Annotated in this window: 22 protein-coding genes; 7 read left to right on the plus strand and 15 right to left on the minus strand. The window is 70.2% G+C overall.

Going from position 1 to position 18935, the window contains the following annotated elements:
* Positions 1-28: 28 nt before the first annotated feature.
* The 3 genes from ACWIGI_RS04710 to ACWIGI_RS04720 are packed head-to-tail and all read right to left on the minus strand — an operon-like array spanning position 29 to position 2390.
* On the minus strand, positions 29-535 hold the full coding sequence (locus ACWIGI_RS04710) for a hypothetical protein (RefSeq protein ID WP_454200972.1): 507 nt from the start codon (positions 533-535) through the stop codon (positions 29-31).
* Complete coding sequence (locus tag ACWIGI_RS04715) at positions 532-1437, minus strand: DUF692 domain-containing protein (RefSeq protein WP_454201034.1); 906 nt, start codon at positions 1435-1437, stop codon at positions 532-534. Before ACWIGI_RS04715 ends, ACWIGI_RS04710 begins: the two co-directional genes overlap by 4 nt.
* Before the next feature lie 20 nt (positions 1438-1457).
* The gene (locus tag ACWIGI_RS04720; RefSeq protein WP_454200973.1) at positions 1458-2390 is read right to left on the minus strand and encodes a TIGR04222 domain-containing membrane protein; all 933 of its coding nucleotides are present in this window, start codon (positions 2388-2390) and stop codon (positions 1458-1460) included.
* A 104-nt stretch (positions 2391-2494) separates the two neighbouring features.
* Here ACWIGI_RS04720 and ACWIGI_RS04725 point away from each other — a divergent pair, with 104 nt between their 5' ends.
* Positions 2495-3463: a bile acid:sodium symporter family protein gene (locus tag ACWIGI_RS04725; RefSeq protein ID WP_454200974.1), complete on the plus strand. Its 969-nt coding sequence runs from the start codon at positions 2495-2497 to the stop codon at positions 3461-3463.
* Here the strand turns inward: ACWIGI_RS04725 and ACWIGI_RS04730 are convergent.
* Genes ACWIGI_RS04730 through ACWIGI_RS04745 form a run of 4 tightly spaced genes read right to left on the minus strand, consistent with a single transcriptional unit; the run spans position 3414 to position 8026 of the window.
* A complete protein-coding gene (locus tag ACWIGI_RS04730; RefSeq protein WP_454200975.1) occupies positions 3414-4529 on the minus strand; it encodes an aminotransferase class I/II-fold pyridoxal phosphate-dependent enzyme in 1116 nt (371 codons plus the stop codon). The genes ACWIGI_RS04725 and ACWIGI_RS04730 overlap by 50 nt on opposite strands.
* Positions 4526-5566, minus strand: coding sequence for a 3-oxoacyl-ACP synthase III family protein (locus tag ACWIGI_RS04735; RefSeq protein ID WP_454200976.1), 1041 nt, complete (start codon positions 5564-5566; stop codon positions 4526-4528). Before ACWIGI_RS04735 ends, ACWIGI_RS04730 begins: the two co-directional genes overlap by 4 nt.
* 10 nt (positions 5567-5576) lie before the next feature.
* Positions 5577-6245 (minus strand): SRPBCC family protein, encoded by a 669-nt coding sequence (locus tag ACWIGI_RS04740; RefSeq protein WP_454200977.1) that lies wholly within the window; start codon positions 6243-6245, stop codon positions 5577-5579.
* Between the two features lie 2 nt (positions 6246-6247).
* Complete coding sequence (locus ACWIGI_RS04745; protein ID WP_454200978.1) at positions 6248-8026, minus strand: thiamine pyrophosphate-binding protein; 1779 nt, start codon at positions 8024-8026, stop codon at positions 6248-6250.
* 160 nt (positions 8027-8186) lie between these two features.
* Here ACWIGI_RS04745 and ACWIGI_RS04750 point away from each other — a divergent pair, with 160 nt between their 5' ends.
* The 3 genes from ACWIGI_RS04750 to ACWIGI_RS04760 all read left to right on the plus strand — a co-directional run bounded on the left by ACWIGI_RS04750 (position 8187) and on the right by ACWIGI_RS04760 (position 10547).
* Entirely contained in the window at positions 8187-8702 is a 516-nt protein-coding gene (locus tag ACWIGI_RS04750) for an EXLDI protein (RefSeq protein WP_454200979.1), read from the plus strand.
* Positions 8703-8823: 121 nt separating this feature from the next.
* Entirely contained in the window at positions 8824-9783 is a 960-nt protein-coding gene (locus ACWIGI_RS04755; protein WP_454200980.1) for an ATP-binding cassette domain-containing protein, read from the plus strand.
* Complete coding sequence (locus ACWIGI_RS04760; RefSeq protein WP_454200981.1) at positions 9780-10547, plus strand: ABC transporter permease; 768 nt, start codon at positions 9780-9782, stop codon at positions 10545-10547. Before ACWIGI_RS04755 ends, ACWIGI_RS04760 begins: the two co-directional genes overlap by 4 nt.
* 97 nt (positions 10548-10644) lie before the next feature.
* Here the strand turns inward: ACWIGI_RS04760 and ACWIGI_RS04765 are convergent, their stop codons facing one another.
* The 3 genes from ACWIGI_RS04765 to ACWIGI_RS04775 all read right to left on the minus strand — a co-directional run bounded on the left by ACWIGI_RS04765 (position 10645) and on the right by ACWIGI_RS04775 (position 12629).
* Complete coding sequence (locus tag ACWIGI_RS04765) at positions 10645-11355, minus strand: zf-HC2 domain-containing protein (protein ID WP_454200982.1); 711 nt, start codon at positions 11353-11355, stop codon at positions 10645-10647.
* Complete coding sequence (locus ACWIGI_RS04770; protein ID WP_454200983.1) at positions 11352-11933, minus strand: sigma-70 family RNA polymerase sigma factor; 582 nt, start codon at positions 11931-11933, stop codon at positions 11352-11354. Before ACWIGI_RS04770 ends, ACWIGI_RS04765 begins: the two co-directional genes overlap by 4 nt.
* 72 nt (positions 11934-12005) lie before the next feature.
* Positions 12006-12629: a YqgE/AlgH family protein gene (locus ACWIGI_RS04775; protein WP_454200984.1), complete on the minus strand. Its 624-nt coding sequence runs from the start codon at positions 12627-12629 to the stop codon at positions 12006-12008.
* A gap of 139 nt (positions 12630-12768) precedes the next feature.
* Between ACWIGI_RS04775 and ACWIGI_RS04780 the strand changes: the two genes are divergently transcribed.
* Complete coding sequence (locus tag ACWIGI_RS04780; RefSeq protein ID WP_454200985.1) at positions 12769-13539, plus strand: lysophospholipid acyltransferase family protein; 771 nt, start codon at positions 12769-12771, stop codon at positions 13537-13539.
* A 138-nt stretch (positions 13540-13677) separates the two neighbouring features.
* Here ACWIGI_RS04780 and ACWIGI_RS04785 read toward each other — a convergent pair whose 3' ends face one another.
* Positions 13678-14010 (minus strand): GNAT family N-acetyltransferase, encoded by a 333-nt coding sequence (locus tag ACWIGI_RS04785; protein ID WP_454200986.1) that lies wholly within the window; start codon positions 14008-14010, stop codon positions 13678-13680.
* A 106-nt stretch (positions 14011-14116) separates the two neighbouring features.
* Between ACWIGI_RS04785 and ACWIGI_RS04790 the strand changes: the two genes are divergently transcribed.
* Positions 14117-15253 (plus strand): glycerate kinase, encoded by a 1137-nt coding sequence (locus ACWIGI_RS04790; RefSeq protein ID WP_454200987.1) that lies wholly within the window; start codon positions 14117-14119, stop codon positions 15251-15253.
* A 63-nt stretch (positions 15254-15316) separates the two neighbouring features.
* On the opposite strand, the gene ACWIGI_RS04795 is transcribed toward ACWIGI_RS04790, so the two are convergent.
* Positions 15317-15673 (minus strand): winged helix-turn-helix transcriptional regulator, encoded by a 357-nt coding sequence (locus tag ACWIGI_RS04795; protein WP_454200988.1) that lies wholly within the window; start codon positions 15671-15673, stop codon positions 15317-15319.
* A 138-nt stretch (positions 15674-15811) separates the two neighbouring features.
* Between ACWIGI_RS04795 and ACWIGI_RS04800 the strand changes: the two genes are divergently transcribed.
* Positions 15812-16687 (plus strand): NAD(P)-dependent oxidoreductase, encoded by an 876-nt coding sequence (locus ACWIGI_RS04800; protein ID WP_454200989.1) that lies wholly within the window; start codon positions 15812-15814, stop codon positions 16685-16687.
* A gap of 146 nt (positions 16688-16833) precedes the next feature.
* Here ACWIGI_RS04800 and ACWIGI_RS04805 read toward each other — a convergent pair whose 3' ends face one another.
* From ACWIGI_RS04805 to ACWIGI_RS04815, 3 genes are read right to left on the minus strand one after another with little or no spacing between them, the layout of a single operon-like run.
* Positions 16834-17070 (minus strand): helix-turn-helix transcriptional regulator, encoded by a 237-nt coding sequence (locus tag ACWIGI_RS04805; RefSeq protein WP_454200990.1) that lies wholly within the window; start codon positions 17068-17070, stop codon positions 16834-16836.
* Positions 17060-17911, minus strand: a complete 852-nt coding sequence (locus tag ACWIGI_RS04810) for an ABC transporter permease (protein ID WP_454200991.1) — start codon at positions 17909-17911, stop codon at positions 17060-17062. Before ACWIGI_RS04810 ends, ACWIGI_RS04805 begins: the two co-directional genes overlap by 11 nt.
* Entirely contained in the window at positions 17908-18876 is a 969-nt protein-coding gene (locus ACWIGI_RS04815; RefSeq protein WP_454200992.1) for an ABC transporter ATP-binding protein, read from the minus strand. Before ACWIGI_RS04815 ends, ACWIGI_RS04810 begins: the two co-directional genes overlap by 4 nt.
* Positions 18877-18935: the final 59 nt, after the last annotated feature.

Consider the following 18935-nt stretch of genomic DNA (forward strand, 5'->3'; position numbering starts at 1 on the left):
ACAGATACGAACATTAGCACTGATGCATCTATCGCCCGAATCGGCGACGACCGCCCGTCTTCGGCGGGGGCACGCCGACGTGGGCTGCGAACGCCGCGGCGTCGGCCGCGGTGGTGGTCTTGGGTCTGGTGGCCGCCCACTCCAGGAATCGGGCCGTGAACTCGGGTCCGCACGCGTACGCGAACACGGGAAAACGGGCGGCCACCTCACCGGCCCGCTTGTGCAGCAGCGCGTGCGCGGTGGCGGCCAGATCCGCGGCGTCGAAGCCGGGTGGCGCCGCCGCGCCCGCGACCAGCGCGCGCACCAGCGCGGCCTGCTGCTCGGCAAGGCTCGGCTGGGGAGCGGGCGCCCCCGAGGGGCCGGTCCGATCCGCCGAATCGTCGCCGGCCGTGTCGAAACCCGATGGTGCCGGGACGCCCGTTGCCGGGGCGAGGAGTTCCTCGGCTCGGCGGTCATGCAGACCGGACCCGAGTTCGGACGACGGTTCTCGGGCGGCGGCCGTGCCGGTGGCGGGAATCCCGTTGCCGGCGCTCATGTCGGCAGCGGCGCGGGCCGCGAGGTGATCGCCGGGCGGCGAGCCGCCGCGGCGATCGCGTTCAGCTCGGCGAGCAGTTCGGTTGCGGGCGGGTAGTTTCCGTCGCGTTCCAGCATCAGCGGAACCGGGCGGGACGGGGCGAATTCGGCGACCAGGGCCAGCACCTCGGCGGGCACGGCGTGCACGTGGGTGTCGTGATAGCGGCCCGCGACCTCCCGGCCACCGGCGACGTGGCAGTACGCGATGCGTTCGGCGGGCAGGCGCAGCAATTCCGCGAGCGGATCGCGAGAACCGCTGCGGGCGTTGGCGTAGACGTTCGCGATATCCAGCAGCAAATGAACCCCGGTGCGCTCCAGGAGTTCTCGAAGGAATTCCGCCTCGGTGAATTCCGCGTCCGGCCAGTCGAAGAGCGCGGCGATATTCTCCACCGCGAGCGGCACGGGCAATTCCCGCTGCACCCGGGAGATATTGCGCACCAGGGCATCGAGCGCCTCCCGGGTGCGGGGGACCGGCAGCAGGTGCCCGGCCTCCACCCCGCCCGCGCGGACGAACGCGATGTGCTCGCTCACGACCGGCGACCCCAGGGCGCTCGCGCAGGCGGCCAGGTGCGCGACCCGCCGCTCGTCGACCGCCTCCGCGCCGCCGAGCGAGAGTGAGATACCGTGCGGCACAGCGGGTACGCCGCGCGCGATCAAGGCCGACAGCTCGTCCGGCACGGTGATCCCGGCCCGCCGCCGCCACCTACCCGCCGGGGCGCGCAACGATTCCGCGATCACCTCGCAGAACCCGATCCCGTCGAGATCGGCGATCATGCCGCAGATCTCGGGCCGCCACCCGATCCCGATCGCTCCGGCCGGCAGCGGTCCGTCGCCGTGGCGGGGACCGCCGTCGCCGCCCGGCATGCCGATGTCGCCGTGGCGGGTCATCCGCCGCAGCCTCCGCCACCGCCGCAACCCCCGCCGCCGCAACTGCTTCCGCCGCCGCTGTCGCCGCCGGAGCAGCTGCTGCCGCCGCCGCTGAAGTCGCCGCCCGACGCGCTGACCGTGCCCGTAGCGCCCGCGAGGCCGGGATCGGCGCTCCACAGCACGGCCGCGCCGAACAGGGCCACGGCCACGGCCGCGCTCTCGGCGCCGTACGCGGCGTAGGCGGGGGAACGATCGGGGCGCAGATGGCCGTTGCGGCGCGTGGCCTCGGCGATGGCGGCCCGACCGCGCCGGGTCAGCCGGGGCGGCTGTACGAGTAGCCGGGTGGCCGTGAGCAGCACGAAGATACTGATGACGAGGTAGATCACCGGCCGGTGATTGTCCAGGCCCGCGAAGAACCGCAGCACGCCGACCGCCAGCAGTGCCCACAGCGGAATGGCGGACAGCCGCAGCGCTCGTCGCTGGTCGTCGCCGAACAGATAGCCGCGCTTGCCCAGCGAAACCCGCACCGCGTCCAGTGCGCCCCGTGCCGCCTTCAGCAGTGCGGGTACCTTGCGGTCGGCCGAGACGCGCAGATGCGCGTACACCGCCCGCGACACCGGATCCAGCGCATCGAGTTCCTGCGTGGAGACCGCGCGGCAGGGCACGCCGGCGGAGTCGATGAGCCCGCGTCCGCGCAGGGACGTGAGGGCGGCGAGCACCGCGCGCCGGTCGTCGAACAGCAGCGCGGTCTCGATCGGATTCAGCGGTCCCGCATAGGGATCGGCGGCGCCCTGCGAGCGCGCGAGGTGCACGCGCTGCCCGATGACGAAGACTCCGCCCGCCAGCGCGGCCAGCCAGAACAGCGCCAGGAACGTCGGCCCGGAAATACCCCAGGTCTCCGCGGCGAGGGCCGGGGCGTGCGTACCGGCCAGTGTGGTCCAGGGAACCATGGCATTCCACCTCGGAACTCGTGCGTGCGGTCGATCGACATCAGTATCGCGGTCGTCCGGGTGCGGTGTTAATCCTTTTCGCCGGGGGTGATTAGCCTTGACCCGTGCGATTTCTCAGCAAGTTCTATATCGACGGATTCATTTTGTCGATCCTCGCCGTCATCGCCGTGGCCAGTATTTTTCCGGCACGGGGCGACGCCGCCGATATTGTGAGCTGGCTCACCAAGATTGCTATCGCATTGCTGTTCTTTCTGTACGGCGCGCGCCTTTCCCCGAACGAGGCCGTCGAGGGCCTCAAACACTGGCGTCTGCACCTGGTGGTGCTTGCCTGCACCTTCGTGCTGTTCCCCGTGCTCGGGGTGGCCGCGCACCTGCTGGTGCCGGGCGTGCTGACCGAGGACCTCTACACCGGTCTGCTGTTCCTGTGCCTGGTGCCCTCGACCGTGCAGTCCTCGATCGCCTTCACCTCCATCGCCAAGGGCAACGTGGCCGGTGCGATCGTCAGCGCCACGGTCTCGAATCTGCTCGGCGTTTTCCTGACCCCGGCGCTGGTCATCCTGCTCATGAACACCACGGGCCAGGCGCGGGTGGATCCGTCCGCGATCCTCGACATCGTGCTGCAGCTGCTGGTCCCGTTCTTCCTCGGGCAGCTCGTCCGGCCGCGAATCAAGGAGTGGATGGCCCGCTACGCCGAACCGACGAAGCTCGTGGATCGCGGCTCGATCCTGCTGGTGGTCTACAGCGCCTTCAGCGCGGGCATGGTGGAGGGCATCTGGCACGCCATGTCGCCGTGGCGGATCCTGGCGCTGCTCGCGGTCTGCTGCGTGCTCCTGGCGCTGGTCATCGCCGCGACCATGGCGGCCGGTCGCGCGGCGGGCTTCAACCGCGAGGACCGCATCGTCGTCGTGTTCTGCGGTTCCAAGAAGAGTCTCGCCACCGGCCTGCCCATGGCGACCGTGCTGTTCGCGGGGTCACCGATCGGCCTGATCGTGTTGCCCCTCATGCTCTTTCACCAGGTGCAGCTCATCGTCTGCGCGGCCCTGGCGCAGCGCTGGGCCCGCACGGCACCGTGAGGGCGATCAGGTGACTGTCGTCGGGGGCGAGCGCGCGGGCGCGCGGCTCACGGTCGCCGGTGAGGGCGCGTAGCACGGCGGTGTCCGCGGCGGGGTCGCCGACGGCTACGCGCACACTGCCGTCCGGGTAGCGCTTGGCCACGATGCCCGCTCGGGCCAGCGCCGGTGCGATGCCGGCGCCGGGGAGGTAGAGGAAGTTGGCGCTGCTGCGCGGGACGCGGATGCCGGCCCGGCGCAGGGCGGTGCGCAGGAGTTCGCGCTGGGTGGTGATGCGCAGGATGCGTTCGCCCAGTTCGAATTCGGCGGCATACGAGGCGCGGACCGCGGCGACGGCGAGCGCGGGGATGCCGAAGGGCAGTTGCAGTCGCCGCACCCGGCGGATCAGCGCGGGATCGCCGAAGGCGTAGCCGATGCGCAGACCGGCCAGACCGTACGCCTTCGAAAAGGTCCGCAGCACCAGCACATTCGGGTGCCGGCGCACCAGCTCGACGGTGTCCAGGACCTCGCTCGCGCCGAGGAATTCCAGGTAGGCCTCGTCGAGCAGGACGGGCACCCCGGCGGGAACCGCGCACAGGAACGCGCCGAGTTCGCTGCGGGAGAGCACCGTGCCGGTGGGATTGTGCGGCCGGCAGACCGCGACGAGGCCGGTGTCCGCGTCGACGAGCCGGGCCATGGCCCACAGGTCCTGGCGTCCGCGCAGGTCCACCGGCACCGGGACCGGCCGCAATCCGGTCATGCCCGCCAGGATCGGGTAGCCGTCGAAGGTGGGCGCGGCGAAGACGAAAGGCGCACCCCGGCGGGGGAGCGTCTGCATGATCTGCATCGCGACGCCGGTCGCGCCCGCGCCGACCACCACCTGATCCTCATGCACGCCGATGTGCCCGGCGATCAGTTCGGACAGTCGCAGCGGCGCGAACTCCGGGTACCGATTCGCGTCGGCCAGGGCCTCGTCCAGCGCGTCGAGCACCGAGGGCAGCGGTGGGAAGGGGTTCTCGCTCAGGCTCAGATCGAAGCGCTCGGTCTCGAAGCGGCCGGTCGCGACGTGGTACGACTCCAGTGCGGTCATCGTGCCGCACCCCAGCGCACGGCCGCCGCGCCCGCGAAATCGCCCGCGTGCGCGAACGCGGCCATGAGCACCACCGAACCGTTGCGCAGCCGACCGGCGGAGTTCTCGGTGTCCAGGGTGACCGGAATGCCCGCGGCGAACAGGTTTCCGCAGTGATCGAAGGTGTCGGGGTGCCGTTCGGCGGGCAGCTCGAGCGCGTCGTGCCAGTTGCGCAGGAACAGGCGATTGGGCTGATTGGTGACCAGGGTGTCGATGTCGCTGCTCTTGACCCCGATGCGCTTGCACACCGCCTGCGCGACCTCGGGCACCAGCCGATTGCCGCGCGTGAACACCTTGGCCACTTTGGATTCGGTGAAGGTGACGCACGCCTGACCGGAGCCGGGCTGCCAGTACTTGCGCTCGGAACCGGTGTCGAAATCCATGTCCCCGGCGAACTCGGGGTAGGTCCGGCATTCGATGTCGAGGATGGGCGCGGCGCTGTTCTTGACCAGCAATCCGACCCCGCAGCCGTCGCCCGGCACCGGGGCCTGCGCGAGACCGCGGATGTCGGGCTGGGTGAAAACCGGTCCCGCGCAGTTCTGGGTGGTGACGATGAGCGCGGTGCGCGCGTCGGTGGTCCGCAGCACGGTGCGGGCCAGCCACATCATGTGCACGAAGGCCGCGCACCCGCCGTTGTGCACGTCGAAGACGTAGCGCGGGCGCATGTTCAGCCTGCGCGCCATCTCACCGCCGGGGCCGAGCACCGGATTGTCCGGCAGCTGGGTATGGGTCAGCAGCACATCGATCTTCGAGAGCTCCTGCGCCCCATGGCGTTCCACCAGCGGCGCGACCGCCCGCTCGGCCATGTCGACCGCGGTCTCGTCGGGCCCACGATGGTGGCGGCCGGTGGGCGCGCGGAACATCACGTTCTTGGCCATGCGCTCGGATCGTGAGTAGCGCGTGAAGTATTCGGTGCCCACGGGTTCGCCGGGCAGGTACGAGGCGACGTCGAGCAGGCTGACGGCGGGGGTGACGAGGGCGGGATCGGTGAAGTCCATGGCGCACACCTCATCTCATCCAGGTGGGCGTGAGCGGGAGCCCGTGTGCGGCCCGATACTCGGCGATGGCCCTGAGATTGTCGAGTTCGAGCTGGTGCCCGGCGGAGAACATCTCCCAGAAGTCACCGACCCACACCTTGCGGTCGCCGGGCGCGCTGTCGCGGTACGGGTTCTCGTCGTAGAACGGGTGGTGGCAGTTGGTCCAGAGCACCACCGATCCCGGCTTGTCGAACACCACCTGCGCGTCGACCACCCGCAGCAGGTAGATCATCCACAGGTGGTCGGGCTGATCCCAGGCGCAGTGATAGTCGACGGTCATGGCGTCGGGATTGGCGACGGTCCGCGTGAAGATGCGCGTGTTGTCGCCGAGCCGGTCGTAGGACTCCCACAGCCCGGGCGTCGCGGTCTCGGTGAAACCGCGCAGGCTGTAGGTCCACTCCTCGAGCGAGCGGGTGTCGGCGAGGTAGTCGTAGAGTTCGCGCGGCGGCGCGTCGATGTGGCCCTGGACCGTGCAGTACTCGCCGAAGACCTGATCGTGGGGATAGACCGAGCGCAGCATGTCCAGAATGATCGGGGTGGTGGCCTCGCGGTCCGAGGTCTCGATGCGCAGGACGCCGGGCACATCCGGGGGCAGGTCCTCGAGGGCGGGGAGTCGCTCGGGTCGGGTCGAACTGGTCACGGTTACCTCCGGGGTGCCGTCAGGAACGGTGTGAAGGGCGGGATCTCGTCGGGATCGCAGTCGACGGCGATGCACGACGGTCCGGGACTGCCGAGGCAATGCCGCAGCGCGGCACGGAGTTCGGCGCGGGTGGTGGGTGCGTGGGCGCACAGATCCGGGAACATGGCGGCCAGACCGGCGCCCGGATTCGCCGGCCGAAACCGGTTGAAGCTGTATCGATCCCGGTAGTAGAGCTGTTCGCGGGTGACGCACATGGCGTGTGCGTTGTTGTTGAACAGGACGAAGGTGATCGGTAACCCGTATTCGATCGCGGTGTGGATCTCCATGCCGTGCATGTAGAAGGCGCCGTCGCCGGCGATCACGACCGTGCGCCGGAGGCCGCCGTCCCCGCGGTGCCGCCGCGCGAACGCCGAGCCGATGCCCGCGCCGAAGGCGTACCCCATGCCGCCCATGCCCAGGGCGACGGTGAAGCGCCCGCCCCGGGGCAGGCGCAGGTGATGCGTCACGGCGGCACCGGTGTTGCCGGCGTCGGCGAAAACGTCTGCCTCGGGCGGCAACTCGGCGTTGATTGTCTCCACCACCGTGCGGTAGCGCAGTCCCGGCCCCGTGGCCGGGGGCACCTCGAGCGCGGTGACGGCGGCGGCGGGAGCCGGTGGGCCGGTCGCGTCGCGGTCCGCCTCGAAACGCGCACGGCGCGGGGACGATTCGGCGCTCCCGCCGACGGCGAGCACGGTGATCGGCGCGGACGGCGCCAGTGCGCCGGTCAGTTCGGCGAGCGCCGGTCCCAGGTCGGCTCCGCGCGCGTGAATCGAAGGCAGGAACGGGATTTCGGCGCCGACGCTGGCCAGCGGCACGGCCCGCAGCGCGTCCTCCAGCCCGGCCCGGTCGGTCACCGGCATTCGGGTCCCGACCAGCAGACACAGGGCCGCGGCGTCGAGCGCGGCGCGCGTCCCGGGGTGGCCCATGCTGCCGACGAGGCCGCAGAAGCCCGGGTCGGTGTGGTGGTAGACGTCGATGGCGTCCGGGGCCACCGCGACGGCGGCGCCGAGCACCGCGGCCAGCTCGGCGAGTTCGGCGCGCGCGTCGTCCCGGGCGACCTGGGCGCCCGCGATGATCAGCACCCGGCCCAGTTCGCGCGCGGTGCGCACGGTGTCCGCGACCCGGTGCAGGCTCGCGGCGGGCGGGCGGTGCGGGCGCGGTGGGGGCGTGAACTCGGGGGCGAGCAGATCGGCCTGCTGAATGTCCTTGGGCAGCAGCAGGATCGCCGGTCCGCCGCCGTGCCCGCCGGTGTCCGGATCGTCCCCGCGCGCGGCGAGCACCGCGCGGGTGAGGTGAGCGGGCAGGTCGGCGGCCGCGTCGACGCGCGCACAGTAGTGCGAGACCGGCGTGAACAGCCGGACCGCGTCGATGGCGCCGGCCCGCCCGCTCGTGTCCTGGAAGGCGCCCTTGCCCTCCAGGACGGTCGGGGGCTGGCCGATCAGGGCCAGGACGGGAACCCGGGAGGCGAAGGACTCGGCGAGTCCGGGGAGCAGGTTCATGGCGCCGCCGCCGGAGGTGGCCGCCACGACGCCGAGCCCGGAGGTGGAGCGCGCGTAGCCGTCGGCCATGGTCGCGGCGGCGAATTCGTGCTTGGCCACGACGGCGGTGAGCAGGCGGCGATGATCGTGCGCCGCGTCGTACAGGTCTTCGATATTGGCCCCGCCGACCCCGAACAGGTGTCGCACCCCCAGCGTGGAAATCGCTCTGACCAGGTGATCCACCACTCGTGTTCCATTGTGCATGGGCGGCTCCTCTCGGCGCCGGACACCGGATGCCCGAGTCGGTTCTACCCGGGGATACGAGGGTGGGCGGGCCACGGTTCAATCGGCGGGCGCGGCCGGTTTCCGGGCGAGTTCGCCGCCCCTCTTGCAATGTATGTATACGTCTACGTATAGTTGGCTCATGCCGAACAAGACGATCTACGTATCCGATGACGACCTCCAGCTGTTCACGCGTGCGCAGGAACTGGTCGGGGGCAATTTGTCGGGCGCGATCGTGACGGCGCTGCGCCGGTTCATCGACATCGAGGAGGGCCGCCTCGAGGGCTACGACGAAGTGGTCCTCAAAGTCGGCAAGGACGGGGTGCGGCAGGTGCGCTTCTCGGCCACCCTGCTCACCGAATGGCACCAGGTCACCGACAAGCGCGTCGAGGACATCCGGGTGTACCGCACCCGCAAGGGCGCGTACGCGGTGCACAGTCACTTCTCCAACTGGAGCGAATTCCCCACCGACACCAACATTCTCAAGGATTGGAAGCAGTGGCGCCGCCTGCTCGGGGTCGGCGAACAGGACTGGGGTGACTACGAACTCGTGGTCGTGGAGGAACTCCACGAACTCGAGAAGCTGATCCCCCAGCGTCTCTACGCCCGCCTGGTCGACGCCGCCGAACACCCGAACGTCGAAGTCCTCGACATCTGATCCCCACGGGGCGGCATCCGCTCCCGCACAACCGAACAGTTCATCGCTTTGATCGCAGCCTCGGCGGTCACGGCCCACCCGACGCATGCATTCATGCGTATCCATTGATTCGAGGGGAACAATGAACCACGATCCGAGCACGGCGGCGATCACCGCGACCGGCCTGTGCAAATCCTTCGGCGAGCAGATAGTGCTCGACCGCATCGACTTCCGCGTCGACCGCGGCAGCATCTTCGCGCTGCTCGGCCCGAACGGCGCGGGCAAGACCACCACCGTGCGGATCCTGTCGACCCTCATGCGCGCCGACGGCGGCGACATCCGGGTCGGCGGGCACGATCTCGCGACCGAACCGGAGCGGGTGCGCTCGGTGATCGGGGTGACCGGGCAGTTCTCCGCGGTCGACGAACTGCTCACCGGCCGCGAAAACCTGCTCCTCATGGGCGATCTGCGGCATCTGCCGCGGGCCGAGAGCCGGCGGCGGGCCGGCGAACTGCTGGAACGGTTCGATCTGGTCGAGGCCGCGGACAAGCCCGCGGGCAGCTACTCCGGCGGTATGACCCGCCGCCTCGACCTGGCCATGACCCTGGTCGGCGACCCGAGCGTGATCTTCCTCGACGAACCCACCGTCGGCCTGGATCCGCGCAGCCGCCGTGCCATGTGGGACATCATTCGCGAACTGGTCCGGGGCGGGGTGAGCATCCTGCTCACCACCCAGTACCTGGAAGAAGCCGATCAACTCGCGGACCGCATCGCGGTGCTGCACGGCGGCAGGCTGGTCGCGGAGGGCACCGCCGATCAACTCAAGCGCCTGGTGCCCGGCGGCTACATCCGGCTCGACTTCACCGACCGGGACCGATTGACAGACGCCGCACAGGTATTGGGCACCGCCGCGCAGGTCAACGGCGATCTCACACTGGCCGTCCCCAGCGACGGCGGCGTGCGCTCGGTGCGCGAGGTGATCGACCGCCTCGACGCCGCGCGCATCGAACCCGCCGGGCTGTCGGTGCACACGCCCGACCTGGACGACGTCTTCCTCGCCCTCACCGGCGGACACACCACGAGCAAGGAGAACGCGCGATGAGCGCCCTGGCCACCGCCTACGCCGATTCCGCCACGATGCTGCGCCGGAACATGGTGCACGCCAAGCGATATCCCTCTATGACCTTCAGCATGATCCTGATGCCGATCGTGCTGCTGCTGGTGTTCAACTACGTGTTCGGCGGCGCGCTGGGCGCCTCCACGGGCAAGTACATCGACTACCTCACCCCCGGCATGATGCTCATCATCCCGGCGTACATGATCGCCGGCGTGGCGGTCTCCATGTGCACGGACATGACCAAGGGCATCGTCGATCGCTTTCGCACCATGCACATCTCGCAGTCGTCGGTGCTGACCGGACAGGTCGTCGGCAGCTGGATCCAGGGCATGCTGGGCGTGGCGGCGATGACCGGCGTCGCGGTGCTGGTCGGGTTCCGGCCGTCCGCGACCCCGGTGGAGTGGCTGGCCGCGATCGGGCTCATCGGCCTGGTGTTCTTCGCGCTGAACTGGCTCGGGGTCGCGTTCGGTCTGCTCGCCCAGACGCCGGAGAGCGCGAGCAACATGCCCATGCCGATCCTGTTGCTGCCCTTCCTCGGCAGCGGTCTGGTGCCCACCGACACCATGCCCGCCGGCGTCCGGCACTTCGCCGAGTACCAGCCCTTCACCCCGATCACCGAGACCCTGCGCGGCCTGCTCATGGGCACCGAGATCGGTAACAACGGCATCATGGCGCTGGCCTGGTGCGTCGGCATCGCGGTGCTCGGATTCTTCTGGTCCACATCGCTTTTCCGCCGCCGCGCCAACTGATCCCCGGCGCCTGAACGACACCCGCACGTCGCGATGACGGCGCACCCGAGCAGGGTGCGCCGCTTTCGTGCGTTCCGGTGCGGTTCGACCTCGAACCTCAGATATCCGCCGCCAGTAGGACTTTCCCGTACCCGTTACGCACCTCGACGGCGCGCAGTCGGTCCGGCGCGGCCGAGGTCGTGCCGTCCGGGGTGAAGACCCGGCCCGGAACCGCCGTCCACTCCGCCAGTTTGGATTGCGTGCCGTCGTCGCGCACGACCCACAGCGACAACTGCCAGGAGTAGACGTCCTCGGACGGCGGGTAGTCGCACCGCATGTCCACCCGGGTCTGCCCGTCCACCACGCGCACCTCGAATGTCGCGGTGATCGGCGTCTCGACCCGGGCCAGCAGCGGGCCCTGCGCCACCACCTCCACCGCTGGGCGCTGGTGCTCGACCACCGCGGCCGTCACCGGAACGGCGACGCACGCGGCCGCCGCCGCTGCCGCGATGGCGCCGCCCGCTGCCCACCGGCGCCGGCGGACGCGTGCGCGGGCGGCTTGCGCGGCCAGGCCCGGCAGCAGCCGCTCGGGCGGCGGCGGCACCGCGTCCGGTGGATCCGGCCGGGCCGCGAGCGATATCGCCGTCTCCGGATCGACCAGCGTCAGCAGCCCGGGCAGCCCCGTCAGCTCGGCCACCGCCGCGCGGCAGGGCGCGCAGCCGGCCAGATGCTCCTCGTACGCGCGGCGTTCGGCCCGGGCGAGAGCGCCGAGCACGTACGCGCCATCCCAGGTCGTGAACCCTTCGCAGAGTTCATGTTCCGCGGTCATCTCGTCACCCCCATCTCCTGCAACGCCAGTCGTAGCGCCCGCATGCCGTAGTGCATGCGGGACTTCACGGTGCCCTCGGGAATGTCCAGTTCCGCGGCGATCTGGTGGGTGGACAGGCCCCGGTAGTAGGCCCGCACGATGACATCGCGGTGATCGGCGCTCAAGCGCGCGAGGGCGTCGGCGACCAGCCAGCCGTCCAGGGCGCGATCGGACTGGTCGGGCGTGACCTGCTCCGGTGGATGATCGGTGCGCAGCTCCCGCCGATTGCGCGCGGATCGATGTTCGTCCACCGCCAGATGCCTGGCCACGGTGAACAACCAGGCGCGGGCGGAGGTGGTGGACTGATCCAGGATCGCCGGGCGCTGCCAGGCGCGCAGCAGGGTCTCCTGCACGATGTCCTCGGCCCGCCCCGGATCGCCGACCAGGCCGAAGGTGAACCGCCACAGCGGCGCCGCGTGCTCGTCGTACAGCGCCCGCAACAGGGCCTCGGAGTCGTCCGCGGGCGCCCGGACCGGCACCGGCGGATCCGGCGGCCGGGAGTCCGGTCGCCGGTCGGATTCGCCCGGCACAGTGCCCATGACCTCACCGAATCAGTCGGCGGATACCGCTGTTCCCGCTGTCCACACCCGAACCACGGTGTGGGCCGCGATTCAGTTCGATCGGGTGCGCGGCGAGTCGACCGGGTGGGTGGCCAGCAGCGAGAGCGGCAGCGGCTGCCGCCGCAGCACGCGGCCCCACAGGTCGACCCGGCCGGCGAGCGGATCGCCCGGCAGCGCCGAGAGCACGATCCAGTCGCCCCGATCCAGTTCACCTTCGAGCTGACCGAAGGTCCAGCCCGCGTAGCCCGCGAAGACCCGCAGGCCCTCGATGAGCGGTGCGATGCGTTCGGGGTCGGAATCCAGGTTCACCAGCGCCACCCGGCCGTCCACCCGCCGCAGCCCGGGTACCCCGGCGATGGTGGCGCCGATCTTCAGGGTGGCCAGGCACAGGGCGGAATCGCGCTGCACCGGTCCGCCGAGATAGAGGGTGTCCGGATCGGCCGCCAGCGCGCTCCAATCCGGTAGGACTTCCGCGACCGGGGTCTCGCTGGGCCGGTTGAGGATTACCCCCCGACTGCCCGCCTCGTTGTGTTCGACGATGTACACGACTGTGCGTCGAAACGCCGGTTCCGTGAGGTCGGTCGCGGACACCAGCAGCGTCCCCGGACGCACGACCTGGTCCTCATGCCGGAATTCGCGTCTAGAACTGTCGCCATGTTCTTCTGCGCGTGCCACCCCGCCATCATTCCACCGTGGCACCACAATTGCGCCGGGTAATTTTCGGAACCGCGCAATTGCGTCATCGGCCGGGTACGGCGGGCCCGCGTTCGCACTCGCCCCGGCGCGATCGCGATCCGGTGGCTAGGGTGAGGCCATGGAACGGCCCGAGGTTGTCCTCGAGAACAGCGACGCGGTCTACGACTTCTATCGCGACCATCAGCAGAATCTGCTCCAGGCCAGGGGGGCCTACTGGATGCTGGGGCGGCGCTACCGCCCCCGCGTCTCCTACGCGGTCGGCGCGCGGGAGCGATTGCGGGAATTGATCTCTCAGCGGCGCCCGCTGCTGATCGCCATCAATCACCTGTCCCAGCTGGACCCGTACACGGTGGCCGCGGCGGCCTGGCGCAGCGCGCTGCGGCCCGCCATCGGGCGGACCCGGGTGCTCGCCAAGGACGAATTGTTCGAAGAGCCCAAGCTGCGCGCGCGGATCGACATGATGGGCGGCATTCCGGTGTTCCGCGGCAAGGACCACGGTCTGCGCGCGGTGAACGCCGCCGGCCAGCGCATGATCGACATCTGCGCCGAGCGCCTGGCGCGCGGGGACGGCGTCGCGGTCTTCCCCGAGGGGACCTGCAACAACGTGGACCCCACCCAGCTGCAGCCGGTGGGAACGGGCATCGGGCACATCGGATTCCGGGCCAAGCGGCTCGGCGCCGACCCGGTCCTGGTGAGCCTGGGCCTGAGTTACGGGCCGCGCCTGGACCCGAAGGTGGAGCCGACCAAGGAGGAGGCCAAGTCGGCCAGCTTCTACTTCGGCCTGCCCGTCGACGGTCTGCCCAGCAAGCCCGCCGAGATCACCCGCGTGGTGCGCGACGAACTCCAGTCCGCGCTGGACGGCGCGGTCAAGGCGTACTCGGCGCACTGAGGGCGTCGCTCGTGCGCGCACCTAGGTCGTCGCTCGACGCGGACCCGGCGCTGTCGCTGCGCGCCGGGTGATCGACGGGATCGGTTTCGGTGCGCGGCGGGCCGCCGTCGCGGGCGATTCGCCGCCGCCGGGTCGCCCTTACTTCTGGGGCAGGTTCAGCCGTTCGCGTGACCACTGCGGGACCAGCGCCAGGTATTCCGGCCGCGATTCGACGAAGTGGTGCACCATCGGGCACAGCGGCAGGATGCCGAAGCCCGCGGCCCGGGTCTGGTCGAGCGCGCCCTGCACGAGTTTGCGGCCGTAGCCCTGCCCCTCGAATTGGGGATAGATCTCGGTGTGCACGAACGCGCGCTCGTTGGCGGTGTCCTGATAGGCCGCCACCCCCGCCAGATAGCCGTCGACGTACAGCTCGAAACGATCGAGCTCGTCGTTCTTGCGGACCTCTATCGGCGCATTCGGCTCACTCGGCATATATCGAAAATAGCCCGAGGGTCTGCGGCTATTTGTCCGTTCCCGGGTTCCACACCCTCGGCGTGTCGCAGATACGGCGCGCCGTCGCGGTGCCGGATGCGCGGCGATGGACAACACTGTCCTGGTGACGCCCACCCGTGCCCGCCGGGTCCTGCTCGCCCCGGACAAGTTCAAGGGTTCGCTGACCGCCGCCGAGGTGGCGACGGCCCTCGAACTGGGGTTCCGCCGCGCCCACAGGGGTTTCGAGGTCACCCGGCTGCCGATCGCCGACGGCGGTGACGGGACGGTCGACGCCTTCCTGGCCGCGGGCTGGGACCGGATCGCGGTGACCGCGCCCGGGCCGACCGGCGTCCCGGGCGAGACGGCGTATGCCCGGCGCGGGGACACCGCCGTGGTCGAACTCGCCGCCGTGGTCGGCCTCGCGAAACTGCCCGGCGCACAACCTGATCCGCTGCACGCGGATACCCACGGCCTGGGCGTGGTCGTCGCGCACGCGCTCGACGCCGGGGCGCGCAACATCGTGCTCGGCCTGGGCGGCAGCGCCTCCACCGACGGCGGGGCCGGCCTGCTGCGGGCCCTGGGCCTGCGCGTACTCGACGCCGACGGCGCCGAATTGCCGCCCGGCGGAGCGGCTCTCGCCCGCGCCGCGCGCGTCGACCGTACCGGCCTGCACGCCGGGGTCGCCGGCGCCCGGTTCACCCTCGCCACCGATGTGGACAATCCGCTGCTCGGCCCGCACGGCGCGGTGGCGGTCTACGCGCCCCAGAAGGGCGCGACCCCCGCCGATCAGGCGATTCTCGAAGCGGGACTGACCCGCTGGGCCGCCCTGCTCGGCCCGGAGCGGGCCGGCGAGCCCGGCGCGGGCGCGGCCGGCGGCACCGGCTTCGCGGCCCTGACGGTCCTGAACGCGATCCCGCGCCCGGGCATCGAGGTGATCCTGGAACTGGTGGATTTCCCCGCCGCCCTGGCGACCGCCGACCTGGTCGTCACCGGTGAGGGATCGTTCGACGAGCAGACACTGCACGGCAAGGCCCCGATGGGGGTGGCCGCCGCGGCCCACCGCGCCGGTGTTCCGGTCGTCGCCATAGCGGGCCGAATCCTGCTGAGCCCCGGGCAGATACGCGCCGCCGGTTTCGACGCCGCCTATGCGCTGTCGGAACTGGAACCGGACCCGCGCGTCTGTATGGCCGAGGCCGCCGACCTGGTACGGCGGACCGGGGCCCGCATAGCGGCCCGGCTGTGATCGCACCGCGGCGTGGCCGCGTGCGTCCGGGAAGCCGTTGTGCCCGAACCTGTTCGGCGGCGGCTAGCCCGCGACGCTGAGGGGGCGGCCCAGGATCCGGCCGCGATTGCGATCGCCCCACTCCTCCAGGGGGCGCAGGGCCACGTTGAGGTCGTGGCCGAGCTCGGTCAGCGAATACTCCACGCGCGGTGGGATCTCCGGGTAGATCTCGCGGTGCACCACGCCGCTGGCCTCGAGCTGGCGCAGATTCTCGGCGAGCACCTTCTCGCTCACGCCCGACAGCAGGCGGCGCAGCTCGCCGAAGCGCTGCGGGCCCGCGCCCAGGGCCCACATCAGATGCATCTTCCACTTGCCGCCGACCACGTCGATGGCCACGGACATGCCGCAGATGTCGTGATCCGCGTCACCGTCGTTGTTCATGGCGGGGCTCCTGACCGTATTTCGAACCTGCAGGTAAGCAACCACACCCCGACGTGCGGTCTTCCCGAGCTTACCGATCAGGGCCAGTATCGATTTCGGCGCCGATACCAACACAGCGACGAACGAACAGGACACACCATGTCTGAGCAGCGTAATTCCGTTTCCGTCATCGGCCTGGGCCCCATGGGACAGGCGATGGTGCAGGCCTTCCTGAAGGCCGGCGTCGAGGTGACCGTGTGGAACCGCAGCACCGCGAAGGTCGATGCCATGGTGGCGCTGGGCGCCAAGGCGGCGGCCACCGTCGCCGAGGCCCTGGACGCCAACGAGGTGTCGGTGCTGAGCCTGACGCACTACGCCGCCATGTACGACGTCCTCGGCCAGGCCGTGGATCACCTGCCCGGCAAGGTGATCGCCAACCTCTCCTCCGATTCCCCGGAGCACGCCCGCAAGGGCGCGGAGTGGGTGCGATCGCACGGCGCGCAGTTCATCTCGGGCGGCGTCATGTCGGCGGGCGACAACATCGAACATCCGGCCTCGTACATCTTCTACAGCGGCCCCCGCGAGGTGTTCGACGCGCACGCCGAGCTGCTGCGCCCGCTGAGCCCGCAGGAGTACCTCGGCACGGACGACGGTCTGGCACAGGTCTTCTACCAGGGCCTGCTCACCACCTTCCACCCGTGGCTGCTGGCCTTCGACCAGGCCACGGCCATGATCAAGCGGTCCGGGCACTCGGTCGCCCAGTTCGTGCCCTTCGCGATCCGTTCGAGCGAGGCGTACCCGTACTTCATGGAGGAGTTCTCGGTCGCCAACGAGAACGGCGGCTGGGCCGATGTGGCCAGCCTGAAGATGATGGACGCGGGCGCGCAGCACATCATCGAGGCCAGCGAAGAGGTCGGCGTCGACGCCACCCTCTCGCGCACCTCGCAGGAGTACTGGCGCAAGGCCATCGCCGCCAGTGCCGATGCGGGACGCGCGGTCTCGACCTTCGAACTCATGCAGGGGGCGAAGAAGTAACCGGCACCGGACATCCCGGCCGGACGCGGCCGCGACCCGCGTGACGAACACCTATGGCCCCGCCGCACCGGAAGGTGCGGCGGGGCAAGGTCGTTCGGTCACCGGATGCCGTGCCCCCGGCCCCGCGCCGCTGCGGGCGCGGCGCGCTACGCGGTGTCCGAGCCGAGGCGCGGGAAGGGCGCGGTCGAGAAGACCACCTCCACCGGCACCTCGAAGTACTGGGAAACCCGCAGCGCCAGATGCAGACTCGGGCTGTACTCACCGCGTTCGAGATAGCCGATCGTCTGATAGTGCACGCCCAGCGCCGCCGCCAGCTCGCGGCGGGACACCCCGCGCTCGGCCCGCAGCATGGCGATCCGGTTGAAGATGACCTCAGTAGCCACGCTGAATGGCCTTCTCCCGCCGGGCCGCCACACTCGACCCCGACTCGCGGCGGGCCATGCGGCGCAACAGGATCGGCGCGAGCACCAGCCCGGCCACCGCCCACAGGCCCAGCACCGCCGCGGTTTCCAGGGTGCGCCAGGACTCGCCGAGTTCCACCGCCGCCGCACTGTCCGGCAGCAGGGCCGAGCGCATGCCCAGGCCGAGCCAATAGATGGGGAACAGCTGCGCCACACCCTGCAACCAGCCGGGCATGGCGGTGATCGGATAGAAGATGCCGGAGATCGCCACGAGACCCATGATGGGGAATGCCATGAAGCCGATGCTGCGCGGGCTGTCGAACAGCGATCCCAGCGCCGCTCCCATCGGCAGTACCGCCAGCAGACCCAGGACCAGCACCCAGAGCAGGGTGAACAGCGACCCGGCGCCGTCCAGGTGCACGCCCCCGACGATGATCGAGCCCACGCCCAGGATCACCGCCACCTGGATGAGCACCGACGCCGAGGACACCGCGATCTTGCCGACCAGATAGCCGACCATCCCGTTGGGAGTCGCCTTGGCGCGCAACAGCGTTCCATCCTCGCGGTCCATCGCCAGATAGCCCGCCATCGCGAACATGCCGTTGAACGCGATCATCATGCCGACCACGCTGGGCAGCGCCAGCGCGCCCAGGGTCAGCCCGCTGGCCTCGAAAGCGCCGTCCCGCATGAAGAACAGCGCGCCCAGCGTGAGGACCGGCCAGATGAACTGACCGAACAGATCCTGGCCGTTGGTGAAGGTTTGGCGCGTTTCGATCCACCCGCGCAGCAGTCCCGCGCGCGCCGCGATCACGGTGGGGTTCATCGGATCACCTCCTCGAGGGTGTGCACGTCGTCGCCGGACTGCCGCCCGGATTCGAAGCGCTGCACCAGCGTCATGTACGTGTCCTCGAGCGAGGCGCGGCGCACCTCGAGCTCCTCGATCGCCGCGCCGTGCTCGCGGAACAGTTCGTGTACGAACGCGGTGGACTCGGTGGTGGTGTGCACGAAACGCTGCCCGTCCCGCGTCCATTTCACCTCCGCCTCACCGGCGATCCGGCGGGAGAGCTGATCGGCCGAACCGTCGGCGATGATCCGGCCGCCCGCCAGGATCAGGATGCGGTCGGCGAGTTTCTCCGCCTCGTCCAGGTCGTGGGTGGTCAGCACGATGGTGGTCTGCTCGTCGTCGGCGAGCCGGTGCACCAGATCGTGGAATTCGCGGCGCGCCTGCGGGTCGAAACCCGCGGTCGGCTCGTCCAGGAACAGCAGTTCGGGCCGCCCGACGATGCCGATCGCCACGTCCAGGCGGCGGCGCTGGCCGCCCGAGAGCGTCATGGCCTTGGCGTTCGCCTGCGCGGTGAGGCCGACCGCGGCGATGAGTTCGTCGACGTCCCAGGGCCGCCGGATGTCGCCGGTGGAATAGGGGCCGTAGAACAGTCCCAGGTACGAGAGCAGTTCGCGGACCCGCCATTTGCCGTGATCGCGCCACGACTGCAGCACCACCCCGACGCGCGCCCGCCACGCCTCGTCGCCGTGCGCCGGGTCGACGCCGAGCACGCTGACCTCCCCGGCCGAGCGCATGCGGAAGCCCTCGAGGATCTCGATGGTGGTGGTCTTGCCCGCGCCGTTCGGTCCCAGCAGTACCAGGACCTCGCCCGCGCGGGCCTGAAAAGTGACGTCCCGCAGCACATCCCGGTCGCCGTAACGCATACGCAGCTGGTTGACGTCGAGCACGATGCCGGCGCCACCCCCCGCGTCCCCGCCGTAAGCCATTGCATCCTCCGTAGTCATCTCATGATGCTATGTAGCATATCTACTACATTCTGAGGTGTACAAGCTATTTACTTCGA

The organism is Nocardia sp. NPDC055321, assembly GCF_053645575.1.

Coding starts and splice junctions, on each gene's coding strand:
- ACWIGI_RS04710 (WP_454200972.1), bottom strand. CDS start 535: ATGAGCGCCGGCAACGGGATTCCCGCCACCGGCACGGCCGCCGCCCGA.
- ACWIGI_RS04715 (WP_454201034.1), bottom strand. CDS start 1,437: ATGCCGGGCGGCGACGGCGGTCCCCGCCACGGCGACGGACCGCTGCCG.
- ACWIGI_RS04720 (WP_454200973.1), bottom strand. CDS start 2,390: ATGGTTCCCTGGACCACACTGGCCGGTACGCACGCCCCGGCCCTCGCC.
- ACWIGI_RS04730 (WP_454200975.1), bottom strand. CDS start 4,529: ATGACCGCACTGGAGTCGTACCACGTCGCGACCGGCCGCTTCGAGACC.
- ACWIGI_RS04735 (WP_454200976.1), bottom strand. CDS start 5,566: ATGGACTTCACCGATCCCGCCCTCGTCACCCCCGCCGTCAGCCTGCTC.
- ACWIGI_RS04745 (WP_454200978.1), bottom strand. CDS start 8,026: ATGCACAATGGAACACGAGTGGTGGATCACCTGGTCAGAGCGATTTCC.
- ACWIGI_RS04750 (WP_454200979.1), top strand. CDS start 8,187: ATGCCGAACAAGACGATCTACGTATCCGATGACGACCTCCAGCTGTTC.
- ACWIGI_RS04755 (WP_454200980.1), top strand. CDS start 8,824: ATGAACCACGATCCGAGCACGGCGGCGATCACCGCGACCGGCCTGTGC.
- ACWIGI_RS04760 (WP_454200981.1), top strand. CDS start 9,780: ATGAGCGCCCTGGCCACCGCCTACGCCGATTCCGCCACGATGCTGCGC.
- ACWIGI_RS04765 (WP_454200982.1), bottom strand. CDS start 11,355: ATGACCGCGGAACATGAACTCTGCGAAGGGTTCACGACCTGGGATGGC.
- ACWIGI_RS04770 (WP_454200983.1), bottom strand. CDS start 11,933: ATGGGCACTGTGCCGGGCGAATCCGACCGGCGACCGGACTCCCGGCCG.
- ACWIGI_RS04780 (WP_454200985.1), top strand. CDS start 12,769: ATGGAACGGCCCGAGGTTGTCCTCGAGAACAGCGACGCGGTCTACGAC.
- ACWIGI_RS04785 (WP_454200986.1), bottom strand. CDS start 14,010: ATGCCGAGTGAGCCGAATGCGCCGATAGAGGTCCGCAAGAACGACGAG.
- ACWIGI_RS04790 (WP_454200987.1), top strand. CDS start 14,117: ATGGACAACACTGTCCTGGTGACGCCCACCCGTGCCCGCCGGGTCCTG.
- ACWIGI_RS04795 (WP_454200988.1), bottom strand. CDS start 15,673: ATGAACAACGACGGTGACGCGGATCACGACATCTGCGGCATGTCCGTG.
- ACWIGI_RS04800 (WP_454200989.1), top strand. CDS start 15,812: ATGTCTGAGCAGCGTAATTCCGTTTCCGTCATCGGCCTGGGCCCCATG.
- ACWIGI_RS04810 (WP_454200991.1), bottom strand. CDS start 17,911: ATGAACCCCACCGTGATCGCGGCGCGCGCGGGACTGCTGCGCGGGTGG.
- ACWIGI_RS04815 (WP_454200992.1), bottom strand. CDS start 18,876: ATGACTACGGAGGATGCAATGGCTTACGGCGGGGACGCGGGGGGTGGC.